21 protein-coding genes are annotated in these 23,262 nt (G+C 41.2%); 13 read left to right on the top strand and 8 right to left on the bottom strand.

What is annotated here, in order from left to right:
- Nucleotides 1–20: 20 nt before the first annotated feature.
- On the bottom strand, nucleotides 21–1,154 hold the full coding sequence (ald, locus tag ACN6MV_RS01420; RefSeq protein ID WP_076116432.1) for an alanine dehydrogenase: 1,134 nt from the start codon (nucleotides 1,152–1,154) through the stop codon (nucleotides 21–23).
- Between the two features lie 282 nt (nucleotides 1,155–1,436).
- A complete protein-coding gene (locus ACN6MV_RS01415) occupies nucleotides 1,437–2,663 on the bottom strand; it encodes a Zn-dependent hydrolase (protein ID WP_339288831.1) in 1,227 nt (408 codons plus the stop codon).
- Between the two features lie 227 nt (nucleotides 2,664–2,890).
- On the opposite strand from ACN6MV_RS01415, the gene ACN6MV_RS01410 reads away from it, so the two are divergent.
- The 4 genes from ACN6MV_RS01410 to ACN6MV_RS01395 are packed head-to-tail and all read left to right on the top strand — an operon-like array spanning nucleotide 2,891 to nucleotide 7,904.
- Nucleotides 2,891–3,922: a glycosyltransferase family 2 protein gene (locus ACN6MV_RS01410; protein WP_339288830.1), complete on the top strand. Its 1,032-nt coding sequence runs from the start codon at nucleotides 2,891–2,893 to the stop codon at nucleotides 3,920–3,922.
- Entirely contained in the window at nucleotides 3,919–5,046 is a 1,128-nt protein-coding gene (locus tag ACN6MV_RS01405) for a polysaccharide pyruvyl transferase family protein (protein ID WP_339288829.1), read from the top strand. Before ACN6MV_RS01410 ends, ACN6MV_RS01405 begins: the two co-directional genes overlap by 4 nt.
- Nucleotides 5,021–6,568 (top strand): sugar isomerase, encoded by a 1,548-nt coding sequence (locus tag ACN6MV_RS01400; RefSeq protein WP_339288828.1) that lies wholly within the window; start codon nucleotides 5,021–5,023, stop codon nucleotides 6,566–6,568. The genes ACN6MV_RS01405 and ACN6MV_RS01400 overlap by 26 nt, the downstream gene beginning before the upstream one ends.
- A gap of 19 nt (nucleotides 6,569–6,587) precedes the next feature.
- Nucleotides 6,588–7,904 (top strand): glycosyltransferase family A protein, encoded by a 1,317-nt coding sequence (locus tag ACN6MV_RS01395; protein ID WP_339288827.1) that lies wholly within the window; start codon nucleotides 6,588–6,590, stop codon nucleotides 7,902–7,904.
- Here ACN6MV_RS01395 and ACN6MV_RS01390 read toward each other — a convergent pair.
- A complete protein-coding gene (locus tag ACN6MV_RS01390; protein WP_339288826.1) occupies nucleotides 7,878–8,990 on the bottom strand; it encodes a threonine aldolase family protein in 1,113 nt (370 codons plus the stop codon). The genes ACN6MV_RS01395 and ACN6MV_RS01390 overlap by 27 nt on opposite strands.
- Before the next feature lie 157 nt (nucleotides 8,991–9,147).
- Between ACN6MV_RS01390 and udk the strand changes: the two genes are divergently transcribed.
- The 7 genes from udk (at nucleotide 9,148) to ACN6MV_RS01355 (ending at nucleotide 16,498) form a co-directional block, all read left to right on the top strand.
- Nucleotides 9,148–9,783: a uridine kinase gene (udk, locus tag ACN6MV_RS01385; protein ID WP_076116417.1), complete on the top strand. Its 636-nt coding sequence runs from the start codon at nucleotides 9,148–9,150 to the stop codon at nucleotides 9,781–9,783.
- A gap of 149 nt (nucleotides 9,784–9,932) precedes the next feature.
- Nucleotides 9,933–11,525, top strand: coding sequence for a spore germination protein (locus tag ACN6MV_RS01380; RefSeq protein WP_339288824.1), 1,593 nt, complete (start codon nucleotides 9,933–9,935; stop codon nucleotides 11,523–11,525).
- A gap of 3 nt (nucleotides 11,526–11,528) precedes the next feature.
- Complete coding sequence (locus ACN6MV_RS01375) at nucleotides 11,529–12,737, top strand: Ger(x)C family spore germination protein (protein ID WP_339288823.1); 1,209 nt, start codon at nucleotides 11,529–11,531, stop codon at nucleotides 12,735–12,737.
- 14 nt (nucleotides 12,738–12,751) lie between these two features.
- Nucleotides 12,752–13,864: an endospore germination permease gene (locus tag ACN6MV_RS01370; protein ID WP_339288822.1), complete on the top strand. Its 1,113-nt coding sequence runs from the start codon at nucleotides 12,752–12,754 to the stop codon at nucleotides 13,862–13,864.
- 24 nt (nucleotides 13,865–13,888) lie between these two features.
- Complete coding sequence (locus ACN6MV_RS01365; protein WP_339288821.1) at nucleotides 13,889–14,119, top strand: hypothetical protein; 231 nt, start codon at nucleotides 13,889–13,891, stop codon at nucleotides 14,117–14,119.
- A gap of 45 nt (nucleotides 14,120–14,164) precedes the next feature.
- Nucleotides 14,165–15,364, top strand: a complete 1,200-nt coding sequence (locus ACN6MV_RS01360; RefSeq protein WP_419885560.1) for a Ger(x)C family spore germination protein — start codon at nucleotides 14,165–14,167, stop codon at nucleotides 15,362–15,364.
- 21 nt (nucleotides 15,365–15,385) lie between these two features.
- On the top strand, nucleotides 15,386–16,498 hold the full coding sequence (locus ACN6MV_RS01355) for a GerAB/ArcD/ProY family transporter (protein ID WP_419885559.1): 1,113 nt from the start codon (nucleotides 15,386–15,388) through the stop codon (nucleotides 16,496–16,498).
- A gap of 29 nt (nucleotides 16,499–16,527) precedes the next feature.
- Here ACN6MV_RS01355 and ACN6MV_RS01350 read toward each other — a convergent pair whose 3' ends face one another.
- The 5 genes from ACN6MV_RS01350 to ACN6MV_RS01330 form a co-directional block, all read right to left on the bottom strand.
- Nucleotides 16,528–16,803 (bottom strand): ArsR/SmtB family transcription factor, encoded by a 276-nt coding sequence (locus ACN6MV_RS01350; protein WP_375105330.1) that lies wholly within the window; start codon nucleotides 16,801–16,803, stop codon nucleotides 16,528–16,530.
- 88 nt (nucleotides 16,804–16,891) lie between these two features.
- On the bottom strand, nucleotides 16,892–17,923 hold the full coding sequence (locus ACN6MV_RS01345; RefSeq protein WP_419885558.1) for a LacI family DNA-binding transcriptional regulator: 1,032 nt from the start codon (nucleotides 17,921–17,923) through the stop codon (nucleotides 16,892–16,894).
- Between the two features lie 100 nt (nucleotides 17,924–18,023).
- Nucleotides 18,024–18,857 (bottom strand): carbohydrate ABC transporter permease, encoded by an 834-nt coding sequence (locus ACN6MV_RS01340; protein WP_042123418.1) that lies wholly within the window; start codon nucleotides 18,855–18,857, stop codon nucleotides 18,024–18,026.
- Nucleotides 18,857–19,699: a carbohydrate ABC transporter permease gene (locus ACN6MV_RS01335; protein ID WP_042123416.1), complete on the bottom strand. Its 843-nt coding sequence runs from the start codon at nucleotides 19,697–19,699 to the stop codon at nucleotides 18,857–18,859. Before ACN6MV_RS01335 ends, ACN6MV_RS01340 begins: the two co-directional genes overlap by 1 nt.
- A gap of 161 nt (nucleotides 19,700–19,860) precedes the next feature.
- Nucleotides 19,861–21,243, bottom strand: coding sequence for an ABC transporter substrate-binding protein (locus ACN6MV_RS01330; RefSeq protein ID WP_042123413.1), 1,383 nt, complete (start codon nucleotides 21,241–21,243; stop codon nucleotides 19,861–19,863).
- A 428-nt stretch (nucleotides 21,244–21,671) separates the two neighbouring features.
- Here ACN6MV_RS01330 and ACN6MV_RS01325 point away from each other — a divergent pair, with 428 nt between their 5' ends.
- A complete protein-coding gene (locus ACN6MV_RS01325) occupies nucleotides 21,672–22,148 on the top strand; it encodes a hypothetical protein (protein WP_052414414.1) in 477 nt (158 codons plus the stop codon).
- A gap of 196 nt (nucleotides 22,149–22,344) precedes the next feature.
- The gene (locus ACN6MV_RS01320; protein WP_419885557.1) at nucleotides 22,345–23,262 is read left to right on the top strand and encodes a hypothetical protein; all 918 of its coding nucleotides are present in this window, start codon (nucleotides 22,345–22,347) and stop codon (nucleotides 23,260–23,262) included.

The raw sequence follows: 23,262 nt of genomic DNA, 5'->3' as shown, positions 1-23,262 counted from the left end.
GTCATTTGGAACGCATCTATTTAGCTCATCGTGAACGTCTGCTCCATCGCTTGTTCTACCGTAAAATTTTTCTCTCCAAGTGCTTCAGCTACGGCTTGGCAGGTAATTTTTCCATTAGCGATATTTACACCGCTTCTTAGGCCGGCATTTTCCTGAATCGCCTTGATCACGCCTTTATTGGCAATTTGCAGGGCGTATGGAACGGTAACATTGGTTAAAGCAATCGTCGAAGTTTTGGCAACAGCACCCGGCATATTAGCAACAGAATAATGCAGTACGCCGTGCTTGATAAATACAGGGTTATCATGTGTTGTCACTCTGTCAATCGTCTCTACGATACCACCTTGGTCAATGGCCACATCAACAATCACTGACCCCGGCTTCATAGTCTTGACCATTTCTTCTGTAACCAGCTTCGGTGCTTTTGCACCCGGAATCAACACCGCACCAACCAACAGATCTGCCTCAGCTACCACTTTGGCAATATTGTAAGGGTTCGAGATCAGTGTATTGATCTGTGCCCCAAAAATATCATCTAATTGACGTAATCTTTCTGCACTGAGGTCAACAATCGTAACATCAGCTCCCAATCCGATCGCCATTTTCGCAGCATTGGTACCTACTACGCCACCGCCGATAATGCTAACTTTCCCGCGACTAACCCCGGGAACACCGGAGAGAAGAATTCCTTGTCCGCCATAGTTTTTTTGCAAGAACTGAGCACCAAGTTGAACAGACATCCGGCCCGCTACTTCACTCATCGGTGTTAATAGCGGCAAGGTACGTTCATGAACAACCGTCTCATATCCGATAGCAAAGACACCATTGTCCTTAAGTGCAGCGGCCAGAGAAGGCTCAGGTGCAAGATGCAAATATGTGAACAAGATAAGGCCTGGACGGAAATAGGGGTACTCGCTTTCCAGCGGTTCTTTCACTTTCATCACCATTTCGGCAGAGTTCCAGACCGTAGCTGCATCCTGAACCAACCTTGCTCCGGCAGAAGCATACTCTTCATTCGGAAATCCGCTTCCCACACCAGCCCCGGCTTCCACTAACACTTGATGTCCTTCTTTAATAAGGCTAACTACACCCGCAGGCGTTATGGCTACACGATTCTCATTATTTTTAATTTCTTTAGGCACTCCGATAATCATCATTCATCTCTCCCGTCTAATGTAGATCCCTTATGTAAAGAATGATAACATACGTTTAGTATTCCCATTTTGGTAAAAAATTAAAATATTATCTATCATCATTGTGTTTTTACACAAAGGATTCGTCTTAAACCGCCCATCAACTTCAGGTTCATTTGGTACCCAACACAACCCTAATCATTATCTCATAAAAAAAGACACTGCTTAGAGTGTCTTTTTGACGATTTTGTATGAAATTAAAGCACTACTACCATAATTGAATGTTATGTTTAGTGACACGTATTACTTTGACAGTAATAACAACACCGTTTCTAGGATTACATTTACCCCTTTTTCACAGTCTTCATAGGAGGTAAACTCCTCTTCACAATGACTTTTCCCCTTCACACTAGGTACAAACACCATCGCGGATGGCAGAAAGCTGGCTACGAACTGAGCATCATGCCCTGCGCCACTTGCGATCTTCCGTTTAGAATAACCCAAGGCTTGTGTCGCTTGCTCCACTAAATCACATACACCCCGGTCAAACCAGACGGTCTCTCTGCCCCAAAGCTTGGTCTTACTCACTTCGCAGGCCAGCAGCCTCTCCGGCAAATCATGGATAATCGCTTCCACCTCACGAACAATCTCCATCTCTTTATGTCTAGCCTCAATGGTGAAGATCACTTTATTAGGAATAACTGTATGAATATTAGGTAGCACGTTCATTCTGCCCATGGTATACACCAACTCGGAGTCGAGCACACTCAGCTTGCTTCGCAGCGCTGTGATCAGATCCGTGGCAGCGAACAAGGCATCCTTGCGCATCGCCATAGGCGTTGTGCCCGCATGATCCGATTCCCCCGTCACCTCAATCTCATAACAGGCCATGCCAACTACACAGTCCACCAGACCAATCGACTGTTCTTCTTGTTCTAGCACGGGACCTTGCTCGATGTGAAGCTCCAAATAAGCAGTGGCTTCAGTAATTCGATTGCTTGTTTCTCCCTTATATCCGCTCTCCTCCAGCGCTTCGCCAAAGGTAATGCCCTCCGGATCTTTTTTATTCAGCATTTCCACCTTATCGAACTTGCCGGCCAGCACACCAGAAGCCATCATCGAAGGCTCAAATCGAGCGCCTTCTTCATTTGTGAAATTCATAATGGTCACCGGTAGCTTCGGTTTTATCCCGTGATCCACGAGTGTGCGGACTACCTCTAGTCCAGCGATTACCCCAAGTACGCCATCAAATCTGCCACCTTTTTTCACAGTATCCATATGCGAACCAATCACAATAGGAGGCCCAGACTCTACACCCGCAAGCGTAGCGTACATCGTGCCCATATCGTCCACCTTCACAGACATCCCCAATTCTTCACAACAGGATCGAAAATAATCCCGAACCTTAAGATCCTCTTCAGTCAGCGATAACCGGGTCACGCCGTTGTTATCTGTACGCCCATAATCCGCAAATGCCTCAATCGTATTCTTTAATCTCTCACCGTTCACGAATATTTTTTGCAGCTGCATTGTAGGTCCCTCCGCTTCGAGCGTTCATGATTTTATGGCTTTCTATATATGTTATACCAATCGATATGATTGTCATTTTACATACTGTAATAATTATTATTCACGTGATGTTACAACGAAATAGAGGTAGCAATAAGTAAACTAAAGTAGTATATACAACCTTTTGATACGGAGGGTAAGCTTAAGATAGCTATTTATCCAGTTCTACTAAGGAAAGGAGCCAGCACATGAATTTAAGCATTGTGGTCCCTGTATACAATATTGAGCATTATATAACCCCTATGTTTAATTCGCTCCTTACCCAAAGTGAACAACATTTCGAAGTCATTATCGTAGATGACGGATCAACGGATAACACCTACAACGTGATAGATAATATCCTCTCCCTTTACCCCGATTTTTCTTGCAAAGTCATTCGAACAGAAAATCAGGGGGTTAGCGCGGCTAGAAATAGAGGCTTAGCAGAAGCCAAAGGGAAATATGTGTTGTTTCTGGATGGAGATGATTATATCTCTACTGACTTAGTCCGAACTATTCATACCCATACTCAAGTATCAGCCCCCGAGATTATTTGCTGGGGATATAGCCATGTTTCAGAGGATGGAGTCACTACTTTGAGTTACTCTTCCGATTATAGTGACATCACAGGCAGTGAAGCGCTGACTCATATTTTTGTGGACAAAAGCTTGCGGATATGGACAGGGAGCATTGCGTATAAACGGGATCTATTACTCCTTCATGGACTCAAATATACAGAACGCTGTGTAAATGGAGAAGATCAGGAATTTATCTACAAAGCCTTATCCAGAGCGGCTAGAGTCATTACGTTACCGGATATATTATCGTTTTATTTACAAAGAAACACTTCAATTTCCAATAGCTATAATGTGAAAAAATTTGATGTCGTCGGTGTATTCAAACGGGTCGATGCCTATTTCGAGGCCCATCCCTTTGAGAAGCTGGATATGATATCCCCTTATATAAGAAATCGCGAGTTGATCGAGAATTACTTTTTCAACCTCAAAACCTGTCTTAATGGGACAGAAGGCATAAGCATTCAGGAATTACTTCGCGACATTGATCATACCTATCCTGAACTAAATCAAGAAATGTATGAACTCATAAGACGTTATAGAGGTAATGATCGAAGATTAGCCCTTTATATCCGAGCATTCTTAATCTCCCCGCTTCTATATCACAGATTCATTTCTGTGGAGAGAAGCTTATCCAGGTTCAAGCGAAAGGAATCTAGAATATGAAAAAGATGCTGATCTATGCCTATACCGAATTTAATTTGGGCGATGATTTGTTCATTAAGGTGCTATGTGAGCGATATCCCGATACCCAATTCAGAATCTGTGCTCCAAGCTTATACAAGCAGTGTTTCAAAGAGATCAAGAATCTGAAAGTGTATCCTTCTGATTCCCTCTTCTTAAGAGGCGTTGCCTTTATTTGCAGAAGGTTAAAGATACATAATCTGGCGCAAAAATATATGGCCGATCGCTCCGATGGCGTTGTTCATATCGGTGGCTCGATCTTTATGCAGGCAGAACATTGGGAAGAGCATTTCAAGAACGCTGAAGCCATACGGAATAAGAATAAACCCTACTATTTATTAGGATCGAATTTCGGCCCTTATACAGATAAAGAATATTATGAGGAACACAGGCGGATTTTTAAGGACTATACAGATATCTGTTTTAGAGAAAAGTACTCTTATGAGTTATTTGAGGATCTGGATCATGTCCGTTTAGCGCCAGATATTATTTTTCAGCTTAACCCGCCAGATCTTCAACCCGAACCTGAGGATTACATCGTCTTATCCGTTATTAAGCCTTCTTTTAAAGGTCTGAACGGTTTTGACAACCTCTATTATGAAAAAATGAAAGAACTCGCAATTTATTTCATTGAAAAAGGCTACGCTGTTCATTTCATGTCATTTTGCGAACATGAAGGTGATCAGCTAGCGATTGAGGAAATCCGGAATCTTATGGGCTCCTCCTATGAGGATGCCATCCAAGTGCATTTATATAAAACGAATATGGAAGAGGTCTTGGCCGTTCTAGCCAACTCCAGCTTCATAGTAGCATCAAGATTCCATGCGATGATCCTGGGCTGGGTGTTGGGTAAACCAGTGTTTCCCGTGGCTTACAGCCAAAAAATGATCAATGTAATGGAAGATGCCCAGTACAAAGGGTTATATACCGATTTCACTACACTAGAGCAGCTACAGCCTGCACAGGTTTTTGATAGTATGACTACCCACTACATGGATGTTACGCCACAAGCCAAACATGCCGAAAGGCATTTCGAACATCTGGATACGTATTTATCGCTTTACGAAAGGAGGATACGTTATGAGAGCCAAGCGGAGCATTCTTAACTTATCCTTTGGACTCGGAAGTCAGCTCATCACGATCATCCTTGGTTTTTTTATACCCAGACTGATTATGGTTAACTATGGCTCTGAAGCCAATGGTTTAATCGCTTCGATTGTACAGATCATTAGTTATTTGGCCCTGCTAGAAGCCGGTGTAGGCGCCGCTTCGATCCAAGCCCTATATAAGCCGGTAGCTTCGGATGATAAGACCCATATCAACTCTATTCTGGCCGCTACCTCCAGCTATTATAAAAAAACAGGGATTTATTATTTCTTCGCCGTCCTCCTAATTGCCGTTATATACCCATTAGTGATCACCTCTGACATCGATAAATTATCGATTATGCTCATTATTTTGCTCACAGGGATGGGCGGAGCGATTAATTATTATTTTCAAGGAAAATTCAAAGTTCTGCTCGCTGCAGAGGGAAAAAGCTATGTAGAAACTTCTATTGTCACTGTGGCTAATATTCTGAACAATGTGATTCGGATTCTGTTATTACTTCAAGGTGTTAACATCATCGCAGTGCAAGCATCCTATTTCATATTGACCATACTTCAAATCGTTGTCTTCTATATCTATATCAATAAGCATTACAAATGGATCGACCTAAATCTTAAACCAGACTATGCAGCCATTGGTCAAAAAAACTCCGTGTTAGTTCATGAGATCTCCTACTTGGTGTTTAGAAATACCGACGTGCTGATCCTGACTATATTTACGAACTTAAAGATCGTTAGCATCTATGTCATGTACAACATGATTTTTACGATTGTAGATAACATTGTTCAAACTATAAACGGAAGTGTAAAGGCAGCTCTTGGTCAGAGCTTTCATGAGAGTAAAGAAGCCTTTATTAAATTTTATGATGCTTACGAAGTCTACTTTATGGGGCTCATCTTCTCAATTCTGACTGTGGCTTACATTCTAATTCTTCCTTTTATGAAGTTGTATACCGCTGGAGTAAATGACGTGAATTACATCGATATGTGGCTACCGATCCTGTTCGTAGTCATTAAATTATTAACCAATGCCAGAGCTTCTTCCAATAATGTGATTACCATCGCCGGGCATTTCAAGAACACACAGAACCGTTCCATTCTGGAATCAGCTATAAATCTGGTAGCTTCCATTGTATTTGTAATCTTCATGGGAATTTACGGTGTACTGATGGGAACTATAGCCGCCCTCTTATACCGCTCCATAGATATCGTGATCTACGCTAGCAGACATCTGCTGAATCGGAGTGCTTGGGTCACCTTTAAAAGATGGCTAACGAATGCAGTGGTTTTTGTGGGCATTATTCTGATCTCTCGCGCTATCAATATCCCCATCCATTCCTATGCGGGACTTATGTTGTGGGGTGTACTGCTAGGACTTGTGATTTTGCCTGTATATTTCGTAATCGGCTCTTTAATGGAACGGGAAGTATTTCTCTATACATGGGAACATCTCAAAAAGTATCGATATAAACTCAAAAATAAAATTAATACTCAGCCTGAGGTAAGTGGTTTATCCAAATAACACAACAGGAGGACTCGAAATGGATCATAGCGAGGTTTTACAGCAAGCCTGTTACGTCTTTCTGAATGACCTAAATGATGAAATCAACCACTCATTCCCCCTTCATATGGATGATAAAGAAATCTTCCAAAGATGTCGTCTGATCATAGATAAAGAACAAAATCCCCAAGTCAAAGCCTTTTTAGAAACTTTATCAGAGGTGATCCAGGCTTATCTCACAGGGAGAGCTTCGGAGGATGCATTAAGGTTCTATTTAGCAGAGCAATTTAGTATCGTGCAAGAAGAGATCGACGGGTTAATCCATGGGTTAGTTGCATTCAAATATCAGTCCTCAGATACGGCTAGTTCAGACCCAGTACTCGTTTCCTTTGCCGATTATCCCAAGGTCAGTGTCATTATCACTACTTACAATAGAAAGGCATTTCTATACCAAGCGATCCAAAGCATCTTAAAGCAAGACTATCCTCATAAAGAGATCACAGTGATCGACGATTGTTCTACAGATGGGACGGAAGAGTTAATGCAGCAAAGCTTCGGAGATGAGCCGCAGGTAATCTACATGCGAAACGAAAAGAATAGCGGACCCGGTAATAATCGCCGTTCAGCCTTTGCCGCTCATGGTGATGGCGAGTATGTTCTTTTCCTAGATGATGACGACTATCTGATTGACATGAACTATTTAAGTAAGGCTGTGGACTTTCACAATCTTCATCCCGAAATCTCATTTGTGGCTGCTAATGTGTTTCTTGAATATTCAAAGGCAAAACAACTGAAGATCAGCAGCCTACAGCTAAGTAAAATTATTAAGAAGCAAGATTATTTCATGAATTTCGAGAAAAAAGGATATCCGAAGCCCTCCTCCACACTAACAACTGTCTTTAAGCGCGAGGCCTTAATGGCTATGGATATCCTGAGTATGAATATGGTCAACGATGCTTCTATTTATCTGCGCTCTCTGTTGGTCGGTGATGCTGGCTTCATAGATACCCTTGCCGGCGTGTATAGATTACATGGTGACAACATTACCTTTCATCTGAGTCAGGGATTCTTAATTGAGAATCTGGAGGAGAAACTCTTGATTAAGAATATGGCCATTCAGAAATATGGCTATAGCGAGCAGGAAATGACAGAATGGTTTAGCCATAATGCGTATGATACGATCTCATACTATTTATTAAATTCTGCGAAAGACGCTACAGACTTTAAATTCATGTACCATTGGGCGCTCACCCATTGCCCACCGATCTACAATCAATTAAGGAGTGATTTCCGTACAAAGCTTATTAAAAAACAATTATTACGGATTTCGTTACTTCGATCGCTGCTCGGAAGATAATTCATGCATTAGCTTATCGAGTAGCAGAAAAAATTCTTTAAGCTCTTCTTTAGGGATGTCGGCGTACTTGTCTCCAATACTGATCTCACAATAAGAAGTATGTTCTCCCGTTGGTCTTATCGCTGCGCTTAAACCGATTCCTGTTGTCTCATATACAGAAGACAGAATCGGTTCGATGTTCTCCCGAGACATTTGAAAATGCATATGAAACATGTTGGAGACCGGTTCAGCAGGTAATGTCGTCACAGCGCGGCATTGATTAACTAAGGCAGCAAGCTCCTTGGCCCCATCATAATACTTGTGCATCTTATCTACTCTTTGCCGGTAATAGTAATCAGAGGAAATGATGTAAGGATACAGACTGATTAGGTCGCCACCATGCCGCCGTTTCCATATCTTCGATTGCTTCGTAAAGTCCTCGTTGCCTGCAAGAATCGCGCCTGCAATTCCCCCGATTCCTTTATATAGTGAGATATAGACACTATCAAAGAGGGCGCAGATCTCAGCAGCTGTCTTACCGTAATAGGGGAGTGTCTCAAGCAATCTTGCGCCATCCAGATGCAGCTTAATTCCGCGAGCACGACAATGTGCAGAAATCGCTTCAAGCTCCTTATACTCCGGTAATTGTCCACCAATCTCGCGCTGCGGCAATTCAAGCAGCAGACAAGCGATATCTTCCTTCATATGTATTACATCATCTAAGGTGATTAATCGATCTTTGTCTGCCAGTAGGACTGGCTCGATATGATGCAATTCCTTCAGCCCATCCTGCTCATGGATCTCCAAATGACATAAAGGATGATAAGCAACTCTCTTGAGGCCTTGTTCATCACACCATATTCTTAAGGCGATTTGCTGTGCCATCGTTCCACTCGGAAAGAAGACTGCGGTTTCTTTTCCCAAAAGCTCCGCCATCTCCGCCTGGAATTCCTCAATAACCTTTCCCGATCCGTAAATATCAGATGCTGTACTGTTCTCTACAGCTTCAAAGGCTTCCTTCAAGACTTGAACATCTCTATTCCCATGTCCTACAATTCGATAAGTCGTTTCATTAAAGGCTTCTTGCACTGATTTTTTTCCGTTCATTGGTAGAATTGCCCCTTCCGTATTTACCTTGTCCCTAATATAGACGAATTTCAAAAAATCCCATCTTAATTTTACCCGATCTAAGGTGAAAAAACATGAGCGCTGTGCTACAATATTGGAATTGCAACGGCAATCTTAGGGAGGGTTATTGAATCACATGCTCATCATTGGTATCGCCGGCGGCACCGGCTCGGGAAAGACAACCGTAGCCCGCTCCGTCATTGACCGTCTTGGAACGGGAAAGGTAACTTTCATATCTCAAGATAACTACTATAAGGATCATTCGCACCTCAGCTTTGCTGAACGTGAATCCATTAACTATGATCATCCTTTCGCTTTCGACAACGAGCTGCTTATCGAGCATCTTAAATGTCTGCGAGAAGATCAAACCGCATATGCACCAGTGTATGACTTCACAGTTCATGCCCGCTCCACTACGGAGACCGTAGAACTGAAACCAAACAATATTGTAATCATCGAAGGACTCCATGTTCTGTCCGACGAGAATCTCCGCGATATGCTTGATATCAAAGTATTTGTTGATGCTGACCCTGATGTGCGCATCCTCCGCCGGGTACTCCGGGATATCGAGGAACGCGGTCGGAGCATCCAGTCGATCCATCACCAATATTTAAGCACGGTTAAGCCGATGCATGAAGCTTTTATTGAGCCATCCAAAAAATACGCCGATTTGATCATCCCAGAAGGCGGCCATAATGAAGTCGGTATCCAGTTGCTCTCCATACTAACTGAGAAACACCTGACGAATGATTGGACATCCTCTAGTTCTTAAATATCAAGTTCTGCCCTAGCTGTCGAGAGAATCTCGGCGGCTTTTTTGTGTGTTCATCCCCCAAGCCGCAGTAGATTATTCAAAGAATAATCCCACCGCATTATGGTAATAGCTATATTACAGCAGCTTGCGGAAGAGGGATAACAACTATGGGATTTCTGAACAGAACGATAACAAAAGCTTTTAAAAAGCCTTCATTAGGGCACCCCGACCCCATTAAAGATTTACCTAAGGAACCTATCAAGAAAAGCCTACAAGATAATATTCAATATATAAAAACAACCCTTGGCCATAGCACTGACCTTGTGATCAGAGATTTCGTTATTGGTTTAGAACACCAGATCAAAGCCGCTATTTTCTATACAGATGGACTAGCAGACAGTAAAGCTATTCAGGACTTCATTCTAGAGTCTCTTATCTTAGAAATTCCTGATTCAACCTTGGAAGCTGACGGTGACAACTATTCCTTTTTTAAAAGACACATGCTCACTGTAGGTGATATCAAGGATGTGACCGAATTCACTTCTTTATTTACCTCTCTACTATCCGGAGATGTGATTCTTTTAATCGATGGAGACACCAAAGGATTCACGATTGGAATGCGAGGCTGGAAAGACCGCGGTGTAACGGAAAGCTCCACTGAAACGGTAATTCGCGGACCTAAAGAAGCCTTCACAGAAAGCTTACGAACGAATACTGCATTAATTCGGCGAAAAATAAAGGACCCCAATCTCTGGTTAGAAACACAGCAAATTGGACGTGTAACCCAGACTGATGTAGCTATTATGTATATCAATGGCATTGTTAGTGAAGGAATTGTGAAAGAAGTACATTCACGTTTAGATCGAATCGATGTGGATGCCATTCTGGAAAGTGGTTATATCGAAGAATTAATCGAGGATGAAACCTACTCTCCGTTTCCAACGATCCATCATACAGAACGTCCTGATGTTATTGCAGCTGCGCTTATGGAGGGCAAAGTAGCCATATTAGTAGATGGAACGCCTATAGTAATGACGGTTCCTACCTTATTCGTATCCTTCATGCAGACGGCCGAGGATTATTATCAACGCGCCGATGTAAGCACCCTAGTTCGGCTGCTTCGCTATTTCAGTATATTTGTTTCACTACTAGCCCCATCTTTGTATGTAGCTATTACTACCTTCCATCAGGAAATGCTACCCACAACCCTGCTGATCAGTTTGGCTGCACAACGGGAAGGCGTGCCACTTCCCGCATTTATTGAAGCACTGTTAATGGAACTTGCCTTTGAGATTATAAGGGAAGCGAGTGTACGAATGCCCCAAACTATAGCCCAATCTGTATCCATTGTAGGTACTTTGGTGATTGGGACTGCAGCGGTGGATGCCGGTATTGTTTCGGCTGCGATGCTTATTGTCGTCGCTATAACGGCGATCTCTAGCTTTGTGCTACCATCCTTTGATCTTTCTTTGACGATTAGAATGCTTCGTTTTCCGATGATGTTCCTTGCTGCATCCTTTGGATTGTTCGGGATCATTATCGGGGTTATTGCGATAGTTCTGCATATGTGCAGCTTACGCTCCTTTGGAATTCCCTACATGAGCCCGTTAGCACCCTATAATCTTTCCGATCAAAAGGATGTCTTCTTCCGAATGCCCTTGTGGGCTATGTTTAACCGCCCTAGGCTAATCAATCAAAAAAATATCGTTCGGGAAAAAAGTACACCCCCGCAAAAACCGGGAGATTTGACGGAGGAATAAATCATGAAACGAAAATCGCTTTTGATTTGCGTTCTTATTCTCATTCAAATATTCCTAACAAGTTGCTGGAGCAGACAGGAGTTAAACAAAATTGCAATTGCTGTAGGCCTTGGTTTCGATAAACAAGGAGATCAATATCAAGTTTCTGCACAAGTTGTGTTACCCAGTCAAATCGCCGGTTCAAAAGGAAGCATTGCCCAATCACCCGTTAACCTTTATAAAGCAACCGGTAGAACTATAACTGAAGCACTTAGGAAAATCACAACGAGAAGCCCACGTCAAATTTATATCTCTCATCTTCGAATATTAGTCCTTGGCGAAGATTTAGCTAAAGAGGGAATCAGTGATGTCCTAGATTCCCTGTCAAGAGATACTGAAACTCGAAATGATTATTTTATTGTGGTAGCAAAGAATGCCAAGGCAGAGGATGCTCTGAAAGTGTTAACCAATCTCGAAAAGATTCCCGCTGTACGCTTGTTTTCCAGCCTAGAGACCTCAAAGAAAACTTGGGCACCTACATCAACGGTGACCTTAGGAACACTCATTACAGAACTGGTAACTAGGGGGAAGAATCCTGTATTAACGGGCCTTGTCATCGAAGGAAGTGTAGCCGTAGGAGAATCCCTAAAAAATGTAGAATCCATAGATTCTCCAACACAATTAAATTACTCAGGGCTAGCGGTATTCAAGGATGACAAATTGATTGGTTGGCTAAACCAAGAGGAATCAAAGGTGTATAACTACTTAACCAATCAGGTGAAGGAATCGCTCGCCGTCAGAAAATGTCCCAATGGAAAAATGGCGTCTTATAAGGTATTTGATGCCCACGCCAAGATAAAGGGCGGCATGCGGAATGGCAAGCCAGAAATCAGTATTCAGCAACATATGGAAGCAGATTTAACAGAGGTACAATGTAAAGATCTAGACTTGACAAACCCAAAGACCATTACCGAATTAGAACAAAGCATCAACAAGGAAGTGTCAGAGCAATTCGAAAATACGATTAAGAAAGTGCAAAAAGAATACAAAAGCGATATTTTTGGATTTGGTGAAGCCATCCATCGCTCTAACCCGCAGGCTTGGAAGAAGCTGAGGAATAATTGGGATCAAACCTTTGTTGATATGCCGGTAAACATCGAGATGGATTGTAAGATTCGTCTGTTAGGAAAAGTAACTAATTCTTTCTTGCAAGAGATGAAGACAAATAAATAGGAGTGAACGAAGCCATGTTAGAAAAGGGAAAAATAAGTGCCCGTCAGCTAACCATATTGGTTATGCTCCTTACTATTGGGGATTCTATTCTTATAATCCCCTCTTCCGCTACTCACTACGCTAGACAAAACGCCTGGATTTCCACTTTAGTCGGGATGATCGCAGGTCTATTAGCCGTCTATACGTATAGCAAGTTCGCAAAGGCCTATCCCAATTTAACGCTTATAGAGGCCATTCAAAAGACTTTTGGAAAATGGATAGGAACGATTGTATCGCTTCTGGCTATCATGTTTTTTCTTATGGTTTCCGTTGGAAGCATGCGAGAAATCGCTGATTTCGTGACCTCAGAAATGTTACCTGAAACCCCTATTCCAGCCATTTTAATGTTATTTATACTGATCGCAATTATGGCATCCCGTCTGGGTATCGAGGTCATTGGAAGAGCTAGCGAGATCTTCATTCCCATGTTCATTTTCTTATTTCTAATTCAGACCTTTGCTATTATTCCTCAGATGGAAATAGTAAGAATGCTACCCATTTTGGAGGACGGGATAAAGCCTGTTCTAAGAGGGTCTATCTCCATCACTACTTACACCTTTTTAGAAACAGTTGTCTTTTTGATGATCCTTCCTTATGTAAATCAGCAAGGAAAAATAACAAAGAGCTTCTTTAAGGGAGCGATTCTAGGCGGTATCGTAATTTTCATTACGCTTCTCGTTTCTATACTGGTATTAGGTCCGGATCTGACAAACAGAGATATATATCCCAGTTATAACATCGCAAGGCGCATATCTGTTGGCGGATTCTTCGAACGGGTTGAAGCCATGATCGCTTTAGAGTGGATGTTAACTTTGTTCATAAAAGTAACCTTGTACTTATATGCTTTCGTTCTGGGGTTGTCCCAATTATTGAAATTAAAAGATTATCGGGTATTATCCTTACCCACAGGGATGATCTTAGTTGCACTTGCTCCCATCATTGCCCCGAACTTCACTTATTACAACGCAGTTTTTGATAATTATTGGGTGTACTATGTCATTACCTTCGGGATATTTCTACCCTTGGTGTTATTAAGTGTGGGCATGTTTCAAAAAGCACTTAGCAAAGACTTGGCATCTCGGAACTAAAGATTGGTTGGGAGGTTGTTAATATTGGGTATAGTAGGGATTCTCATCATTGTAGCCGTTATTATTGCTATTGAAGTACCCCTTATGTGGAGGAAAAAGCTAATCCGGGAGCTGTGGGTATTTTCATTTCTTCTATTGCTGGGAACTTGCTTTAGTCTTATTTACGTAATGAATATCTCGATCTCCAATCCGTTGGCTTGGATGGTGTTCATCTATAAGCCTGTAGCCGACATGGTAAATGCCTGGTTATCTTAACAATTAGTCGGACTAGCCCCGAGAGATCTAATGGAGGAATACACCATGAAACGAAGATCACTTCTGCTTTGCCTTCTTGTGCTCATGCAAATAGGCTTAACGGGTTGCTGGAGTCGAGAGGAAATGAATGATCTCGCGATTGCCGTAGGTATCGGTATAGATAAGGTCGGAGATGAGTTTCAAGTTTCTGCACAAGTGGTTTTACCCAGCCAGATCGCTGGATCAAAAGGGGGGAGCCCTCAATCACCCGTTAACCTTTATAAAACGACCGGAAAAACCGTATATGAAGCCCTTAGGAAAATCACAACCGTAAGTCCACGTAAAATCTATATCTCTCATCTGCGGATCTTAGTCCTCAGCGAGGATCTGGCTAGGGGGGGAATACGTGACGTTCTTGACTTCATGTCAAGGGATACCGCAACTCGAAATGATTATTTTATAGTGGTGTCAAAGGACGCCAAGGCAGAAGATGCTCTGAAAATATTAACTAGCCTCGAAAAGATTCCCGCTGTACGCTTGTTCTCCAGTTTGGAAACATCGGAGAAGCAATGGGCGCCTACATCTACTGTAACACTAGGAGATTTGATTACAGATCTTGTAGCTAAGGGTAAAGATCCAGTTTTAACAGGGGTTGTTATCCAAGGGAATATAGATGTGGGGGAGACCCCAAAGAATGTTGAAACGGTAGATTCACCAACACAATTAAAATACTCAGGGTTAGCCGTATTCAAAGATGACAAATTAATCGGTTGGCTAAATCAAGAGGAATCAAAGGTGTATAACTATTTAACGAACAAAGTGAATAACACGGTGTTCTACATCAACTGTCCTGAAGGGAAAAGGATATCTCTTGAGGTATTTGAAGCTCACTCCAAAGTTAAAGGCAGCGTGCAGGAAGGAAAACCTGCTATCAGTATTAATCAATATTTAGAAGCAGATATAGGCGAGGTACAATGCAGCAATCTAGAACTGACGAACCCAAAAACCATCACAGAATTAAATCAAATTGCCAACCAGAAAGTGATAAAATTATTCGAAACTACAATTAAGAAGGTACAACAAGAATATAAAAGTGATATTTTTGGATTTGGTGAAGCCATCCATCGCTCCAACCCGCAAGAATGGAAGAAACTGAGTGATAATTGGGATCAAGCCTTTGTTAACTTGCCAGTAACCGTAAAGGTGAACATGGAGATTCGCCAGTTAGGAAAAGTGACTAACTCTTTCTTAGAAAAGATGAAGTAATACATTGGAGTGAATGAAGCCATGCTCGAAAAAGGAAAAATAAGTACTCGTCAGCTAACTATTCTTGTTATGCTCCTTACCATCGGGGATTCCATTCTAGTAATCCCTCCTTCCACTACACACTACGCCAAACAAAATGCCTGGATTTCTTCCTTAATTGGAATGGTCGTAGGTTTATTAGCCATCTATATGTATAGCAGAGTTGCAAAGTTATACCCCAAACTAACGCTTATCCAACTGATTCAAAAAGTTTTTGGAAAATGGTTTGGGACTATTGTATCCCTTTTGACCTTAATGTATTTTCTCATCGTTGCCGTAGGAAGTATGCGGGAAGTGGCTGATTTCGTGACCTCGGAAATGTTAACTGGAACTCCTATTCCGGCTATTCTAATCTTATTTATACTGATCGTCATTATGGCAACACGACTCGGTATTGAGGTCATCGGACGAACGGGTGAGATCTTTACTCCCATGGTTATAGTCCTATTTCTGGTCCTGACGGTTGCCATTATTCCTCAAATGGGAATCGTCAGAATGCTGCCCATATTAGAGGACGGAATAAAGCCAGTGCTAAGAGGGTCCATCTCCATTTCGTCTTATACCTTCTTAGAGCCTGTTGTCTTTCTAATGTTCCTTCCTTATGTAAATCAACAGCAAAAAATAACAAAAGCTTTACTACAGGGTTGTCTCCTAGGCGGGATTATCATTTTCCTGACCATCCTTGTTTCCATTTTAGTGCTAGGACCGGATCTGACGACCAGAGATATATATCCCAGCTATAACATCGCAAGGCGAATATCCGTTGGCGGGTTCTTCGAGCGGGTTGAAGCCTTGATAGCTCTATTGTGGATGTTAACCTTATTTATAGAAGTAACCTTGTACTTCTACGCTTTTGTTCTAGGAATGTCTCAATTATTAAACCTAAAAGAGTTTCGAGTGCTAACTCTACCTACAGGAATGATCCTTGTTGCACTAGCACCGCTTATTGCTCCAAATTACACTTATTACAACACATTATTTGATAATTACTGGGTGTACTATATTATAACCTTCGGTGTATTTCTACCCTTGGTATTATTAGGTGTGGGGATGTTTCGAAATGTACTCAACAAGGACCTTAAATCTCGAAACTAAATAGGACTAAGCCGATTTCTTAAGCTGGCTTAGTCCCCATAATGAAACGACGACGCCAAATCAGCAAGCGTCCTAAAATTCATTGTAACCCTCTCACGAGCCAACCAGTAATACACCTCCTGCCCCCTTTTCTTAAAGTCAACAATGCGAGCATCCCGTAAGATTTTGAGGTGGTGCGAGACCGCTGGTCTGCTTATTTCGAATTCTCCTGCAATTTCCCCAACGTTCAGGCGACCTTTATTGCCTAATAACGTAACAATCCGAATCCGAGTAGGGTCACCGAATGCGGTGAGAAACCGAGTGATGCTGTTGATATCATTAAGTTTAATCTCTTGCGGTTCTATCTCCCCACCCCGATTCGTAAATAAACTTAAACATATAAACCTTTTGACACTACAATATAGACCTCGTAGATTCTCTAACCATTAATTCTGCAGGGAAAATCTGATGCGCGTGATTTACCTTCTTATTAATGAGATCAAAAAGTATCTTAATTGTTGCTTCCGCAATTTCAACTACCGGCTGCTTAATGGTAGTAATGGAAGGATTATAATAGAAGGAAATATCCAGTCCGTCATAACCAGCTACAGAGTAGTCTTCCGGTACTCGCTTACCCGCTTCAAATATTGCTTTACAAGCGCCAATGGCCATACTATCTGATAAGGTGAAAATAGCAGTAAACTCTTCCCCTGACTCCAGCAGTTCTTTTGTAACCACATACCCGTTTTCCATACTGTAGCTATCAATATCTTCTTTCATCCGCCGTACTAGCCGTTCATTATAAGCTATTGCATGATTTGAAAGTGCCTTTTTATAGCCTTCATATCTCAGTTTACCAATACTCACATCATCTTCAGGGGCAGTAATGACTGCTATTTTCTGATGTCCCAAATTACATAAATAATCGACGATCTTAAGGCTTTCATTAAAGTCATCTACAGATACAGAAGAATAATCACTTAGATCAAACTCTTCCGTCATTCCGATCGTACTAAGAACAAATGGAACCGTTAATTGTTGTAATTTTTCTTGAGAGTGTGAGAATAATCCCCCCAGGAACACAATTCCCTTCAAACGTTTTTCTTTCTCCAGTTCAATCGCTACTTCGATCTCATCTTGATTCTCATCAACTCGTTGCAGAATGAAGGAGTATCTTTTTCGCTGAATCTCTTTTTCAAATACTTTGATCATCGGACTAAAAAAGGGGTTAGAAATCCCTTTAATCAATACTGCAATCGTTTTCGAATCTGAACGTTTTAAATTTCTCGCACTGTTATTCGGTACATAATGGTTCTCTTTGATGACTCTCATAACCATCGCTTTTGTTTCTTCATTAATGTCTGGATGATTATTTATCGCTCTGGATACTGTAGTCACGCCAACCCCACATAATTTGGCGATATCTATTATAGTCAATCTCTCCATTTCTACCTTTCCTTTGCACGTTAAATAAGAAAGCAGGGGATTCTTGAAGAGAAGACTCAACAAGAAAAGCACCCTACTTGCTTCTACAGACATATTCTATTTAACCCTTCACAGCTCCTGCAACAACACCCTCAATAATGTATTTTTGGCAGGTGAGGTAGAAAATGATAATCGGTACAATAGCTAATACAAGCATCGCCATCATAGCTCCCATATCAATCGATCCGTAACCGCCTTTTAGGTACTGTATCGCAATAGGAATTGTTTTGTATTCAGTACCGATCAGCAGATCCGGCAACAGGAAGTCATTCCATACCCACATTACATTTAGGATCGCTACGGTTACAGCTATAGGCTTAAGGATGGGCAGTACCACTCTAAAGAAGGCTTGCGGTGGATTACATCCATCAATCATAACTGCTTCTTCAACTTCAAGCGGTATGGACTTCACAAATCCACTAAACATAAAGACGGATAGCCCTGAGCCAAATCCTAAATAGATCAAGATAATTCCAATCGGATTATCGAGATGCAGCACATTGGCTGTCTTAGTCATTGTGAACATAACCATTTGGAAAGGTACGATCATTGAGAACACAAATGCGTAGTACATTAAGTTCGTGAATTTTGATTTCACCCGAGTAATATACCATGCGGTCATGGAAGTGAATAACACGATTACAGCAACCGAACACACGGTGATAAACAAGGACATTCCGAAAGCACTAAAGAAATCGATCTTCGCTACACCGCTAGTATAGTTCTTTAAACCAACAAATGTAGTTTCATTAGGGAATAAGAAAGGCGTATCACTAATGTAGAACTTACCTTTGAAGGAGTTCATTAGAACAATAAAGATCGGAGATAAGAACGCAATGGCCAAGACCAACAAAATAGTGAAAATGGAGTAGTCTTTTGCTCTAGTCTGTTGCATTAGTTCTCAACCTCCTTTCTTCTAGTAATGACAAGTTGTACTAAGGCGATTAAGGCTACTAAAGCAAAGAATACGACGGCCTTCGCTTGACCCACACCTTCCCACCCTGTTTTTGCGTAGAATGTATTGTAGATGTCCAGTGCCAACATGGATGTCTGCTTAGACGGAGCACCAGCGGTCAATGCTAAGTTTTGGTCAAACAATTTGAATGAATTCGATAAGGTTAAAAACAAACAAATGGTGATAGACGGCATTACGAGCGGGATGGTCACATTACGTAATATCTTAGAACGTGAAGCTCCATCAATTCTTGCGGCTTCTACTATATCCTTAGGCACATTTTGAATACCTGCAACATAGATAATCATCATGTACCCTATCAATTGCCAATTCATAAGGATGATTAATCCCCAAAATCCATAAGTAGCATCTGAGGTCAAAGTAACACCAAATTTATACAGGATTCCATTAAAGATCAACTGCCAAATGTATCCTAATACGATACCGCCTATCAAGTTAGGCATGAAAAAGATAGTTCTAAATACGTTAGTGCCTTTTAGTTTTCTAGTTAACAACATCGCCAGAATGAAAGCGAACACATTAATCGTAAGAACCGATAGAACTGTAAACTTAACCGTAAAGCCCAGCGCATTTAGGAATTCTTGATTTGAGAATGCCTTAACGTAATTGCCAAAACCTATCCATTTAGCATCATTGACTGTAGTAAACTCTGTAAAGGATAAATATATACCTAGCAGAAATGGTACAACAAAAGCGATTCCAAAGGCTATTATGGTCGGTAATGCAAAAAGAGCAAAATATTTTTTTATCGATTTTTCCATGGAGTCTTCTCCTATCTCAGAATGGAAAATGATTAAACAGATGTAATCAAATTCACTCGAATTGTTGCTTAGTGCCACTGAAGTCCCTAAGGAACCTAGTGGCACTAAGCTTGTATCTATATAACAACTGAGGGATATTCAATCATCTTTCCATGCCTTTATTATTTTGCTTTTTCAGCCTTCCAAGTGTCCTTGAAGATCGTTACAACTTCATCCCAAGTTTTGTTACCTTGAGCGTACTGCAAGAGCGCATCACCAAAGACATTTTTGAACTCTTCACTTGGGAATGCTGCAAATGTCCAAGCTACGGAAGTCAGATCTTTTTCCATCCAAGCGGACACTTCTTTAGCCAGTGGGTCTGCTGGTTTTTCGCTATCTTCGAAAGTGTTGAATGGAGCGATGAAACCTAAGTCATTCGTTACATAAGCTTTACCTTTTTCACTGGAGAACAACCATTCCAAGAATGCGATAGAAGCTTGTTGATTCTCAGCAGATGCTTTGCTGTTGATTGCCAAATAGTTTTCTGTACCTACAGCCAGACCTTGTTTTTCCTCGCCTTCCATACCTGTGTAGATAGGCAAGAATTTGATCTCTTCAGCTTTAACTACGTTACCGTCTACATCATTGATTTGTGACCAAGCCCAGTTACCGTTTTGAACCATAGCTGCATTACCCAGTGCGAACTCAGCCATGGAATCAGCTACAGATTTACTACCTAGAAGCGCTTCTTTAGTCACAGAGTTTTTGATGTAAAGATCGAAAATGTTTTTGAATTTATCGTTATATTTGAATTCAACTTCTTTAGAAGCTAAACCCGCAAGTACGGTATTATCAAACTCAGTGTTGTCTTTGAATTCATAGTACAGCGGCAAGTTAGCCAAGTGAGTCTGCCATCTCCATTGCTCACCAGCAGCGAGGGAAGTGGAAGCAAATACACCCTTAATACCCAGTTGATCTTTTTTAGCAGTCATATCTTCTACTACTGCTTTCAAGGTCTCGAAATTATTGATTTCAGTCGTGGAAGAGATGGATACAGCTTTATCAGCCAAGGCAAAGTATTTCTTCATGATTGCATCGTTGTAGATGATACCGTATCCTTCAACTACGTAAGGGATACCATATACGCCTTCACCTTCTGTTACAGCCAAGCTTTTATCGGACAGATAGCTGTACAGCTTAGTATCCTTCAAATCCAAGGTATAATCTTTCCAAGATTGAAAACCAACAGGTCCGTTAATTTGGAAGATTGTAGGTGCATCTGACTTAGAAATTTCAGATTTCAATTTGGTTTCATAAGTACCTGCAGCAGCCGTTACGACTTTTACTTTAACGCCTGTCTCTGCTTCGTAATCCTTAGCGATTTTTTCATATATTTCTGCAATTTCAGGCTTGAAGTTTAAGAAGTAAACCGATCCTTTTTTACCAGATGAAGCGTTTCCATCATTAGATGCAGCATTGTTTTCTTTATTCCCGCACCCTGCTGCCAAGACTACTACCATAGACATAACCAACATAAGCCCTAGATATTTTTTAATGTTCTTCATTTTTCTTCCCCCTCGTACTTGTTATTAAATTACCTCGCTTAAAGACGTCTCCGAAATTACCCACCTAGAATGTTGTCAGCGTTTTCATTTCACTTAAGTAACGATCGCTTTTTTCTGGTATCCTTATCGGTAACGTTTTCAATTGAAATATTAGCACACCGTTTCCAACATTTCAATAGCCACTTTATTAGAAAAAATCGCCATCACAAATCCTCAGACGTTATAATAGATTCAAAATAAATAGGAATAGGTGATATCATATCTTATCTCTGATCGAAAAGTATGAGTTACAATTCTCTAATAATAATTATTTTGGCGATATTGGGGTAGAGCCCTCTTACTCCATTGAAGTTGGCACCCTTCCCGTACTTGTATCTGCTCCGCATGCCATTAACCACTATAGAGAACATGCTGTAAAACCTGCAGACATGTATACAGGTTCGCTAGCGCTGCTGTTACACAAGCTCACAGATTGCCACTGTATTTATTCCAATAGCTTCTCCAAAGAAGACCCAAATTACATCCTTGGGGGAGAATATAAAGCTGCGCTTGGAACAATTGTCAAAGAGCATCAAATTAACTTTGTTATAGACTTGCATGGTGCTTCTAAAGACAGAGAATTCGATATTGATTTAGGCACATTACACGGAACATCCATACAGGAAAATAATATAAATGAAGTCGTACGTATTTTTTTCAATAATGGTATTACCAATGTTCATCAAAACCATACCTTTTCTGCATCTCATCCCGGAACGATCACTTCGTATTCGGCTAAAGAATTGTTAGTTCAAGGTTTTCAGATTGAAATTAATCGAAATTATCGTAACCCGAATTCATTTGATTTATTCCAAAAAACCATTCATTCCCTCGAACAAATCATCAATCGATTGGGAGGCGCCTAACATAAATATCGAGCAGACCTTCACTATACTGGAGAAACAGAGCTATACAGCTCGGGAAGAAATCACAATAAACCCCGATGAGTTAGTCGAATTAGGCTTAGTCCACCATATCTTTGTCGAGCTTAAAGCAGAGAATGGCGCTCAGGTTAGCTGTTTGCTTTTATCTAAAAGTGATATCCCAAGAGGCAGTATTCAATTGTCGAAAAAGGCAAAGGACAAGCTAGGAAACTGCCCACTAACAGGATTAACCATTACCAAACCTGAGTACAGCACGATCCTTCGGGGAATTCCTAAAGTGGACGAGATTGCCAAGCCTTATGTCAAAGCCTGTCCAACGCTTGTCCGTAAATATTCGAACCATGTCGAGCTTATTAATCCTAAAAATGGCTTTCGGGTAAACTTAACTTTAAAAGAAGATGACACAGCCAAGCCGAATGCCCTGTATTTCAACAGATATATCATGTTGCTGCTTGAGACTCATGCCACTGAGGATGATCAACTAATTATTACCCGTGCAAGAACAAGTCCTCAGTCCAAGCCAGGCATACATAAACTTATACATTTGGGAATCAAACGGCCTTTAACCGCATTAGGAAATCTTTTTATTGGCAAAAGAGAGCTTACACTAAGAGTAGGCCATCCCTACCCTTTTGATGAACACCAAAATCTATGCCGAATTCATCCCAATGTTAGAAAGCTGCTGGGTATGGAAGAGACCGACAAAATCGTCGTCACCTATAACAACAAAACAATCACCGTCCCCATCTTAGATATAGACACTGAGCATATAGCCCAACTGATCAAGCTAAATGAGGAGAATGAGCAGCTTAAATTTATCGACAGCCACTTATTTATCGGAATCACCGCTTTGTCACGGAATGAACTGGAAATCCCCAGTATCGGCACATCGGTTACCGTAAAGAGAAGCATGAACTCCCTATTCTTAAAACACTTAAACAAGTTGGTCTTGCCCGTAATCGCTTTATTGTTTACTGTAGTTCAGCTGTATAAGGATTTGAACTGGAGCATCGCTCTGACCATTGCTATTTCTCTGATACTGCTTCCGATAATCATCTACACGACGCTATCTGAAGAACGAGCAAAAATTAACTAA

The sequence above is a fragment of the Paenibacillus sp. B-A-8 genome, assembly GCF_048572915.1.
Lineage (GTDB): Bacteria > Bacillota > Bacilli > Paenibacillales > Paenibacillaceae > Paenibacillus_AQ.
This window is presented reverse-complemented; position numbering and strand designations above follow the sequence as displayed.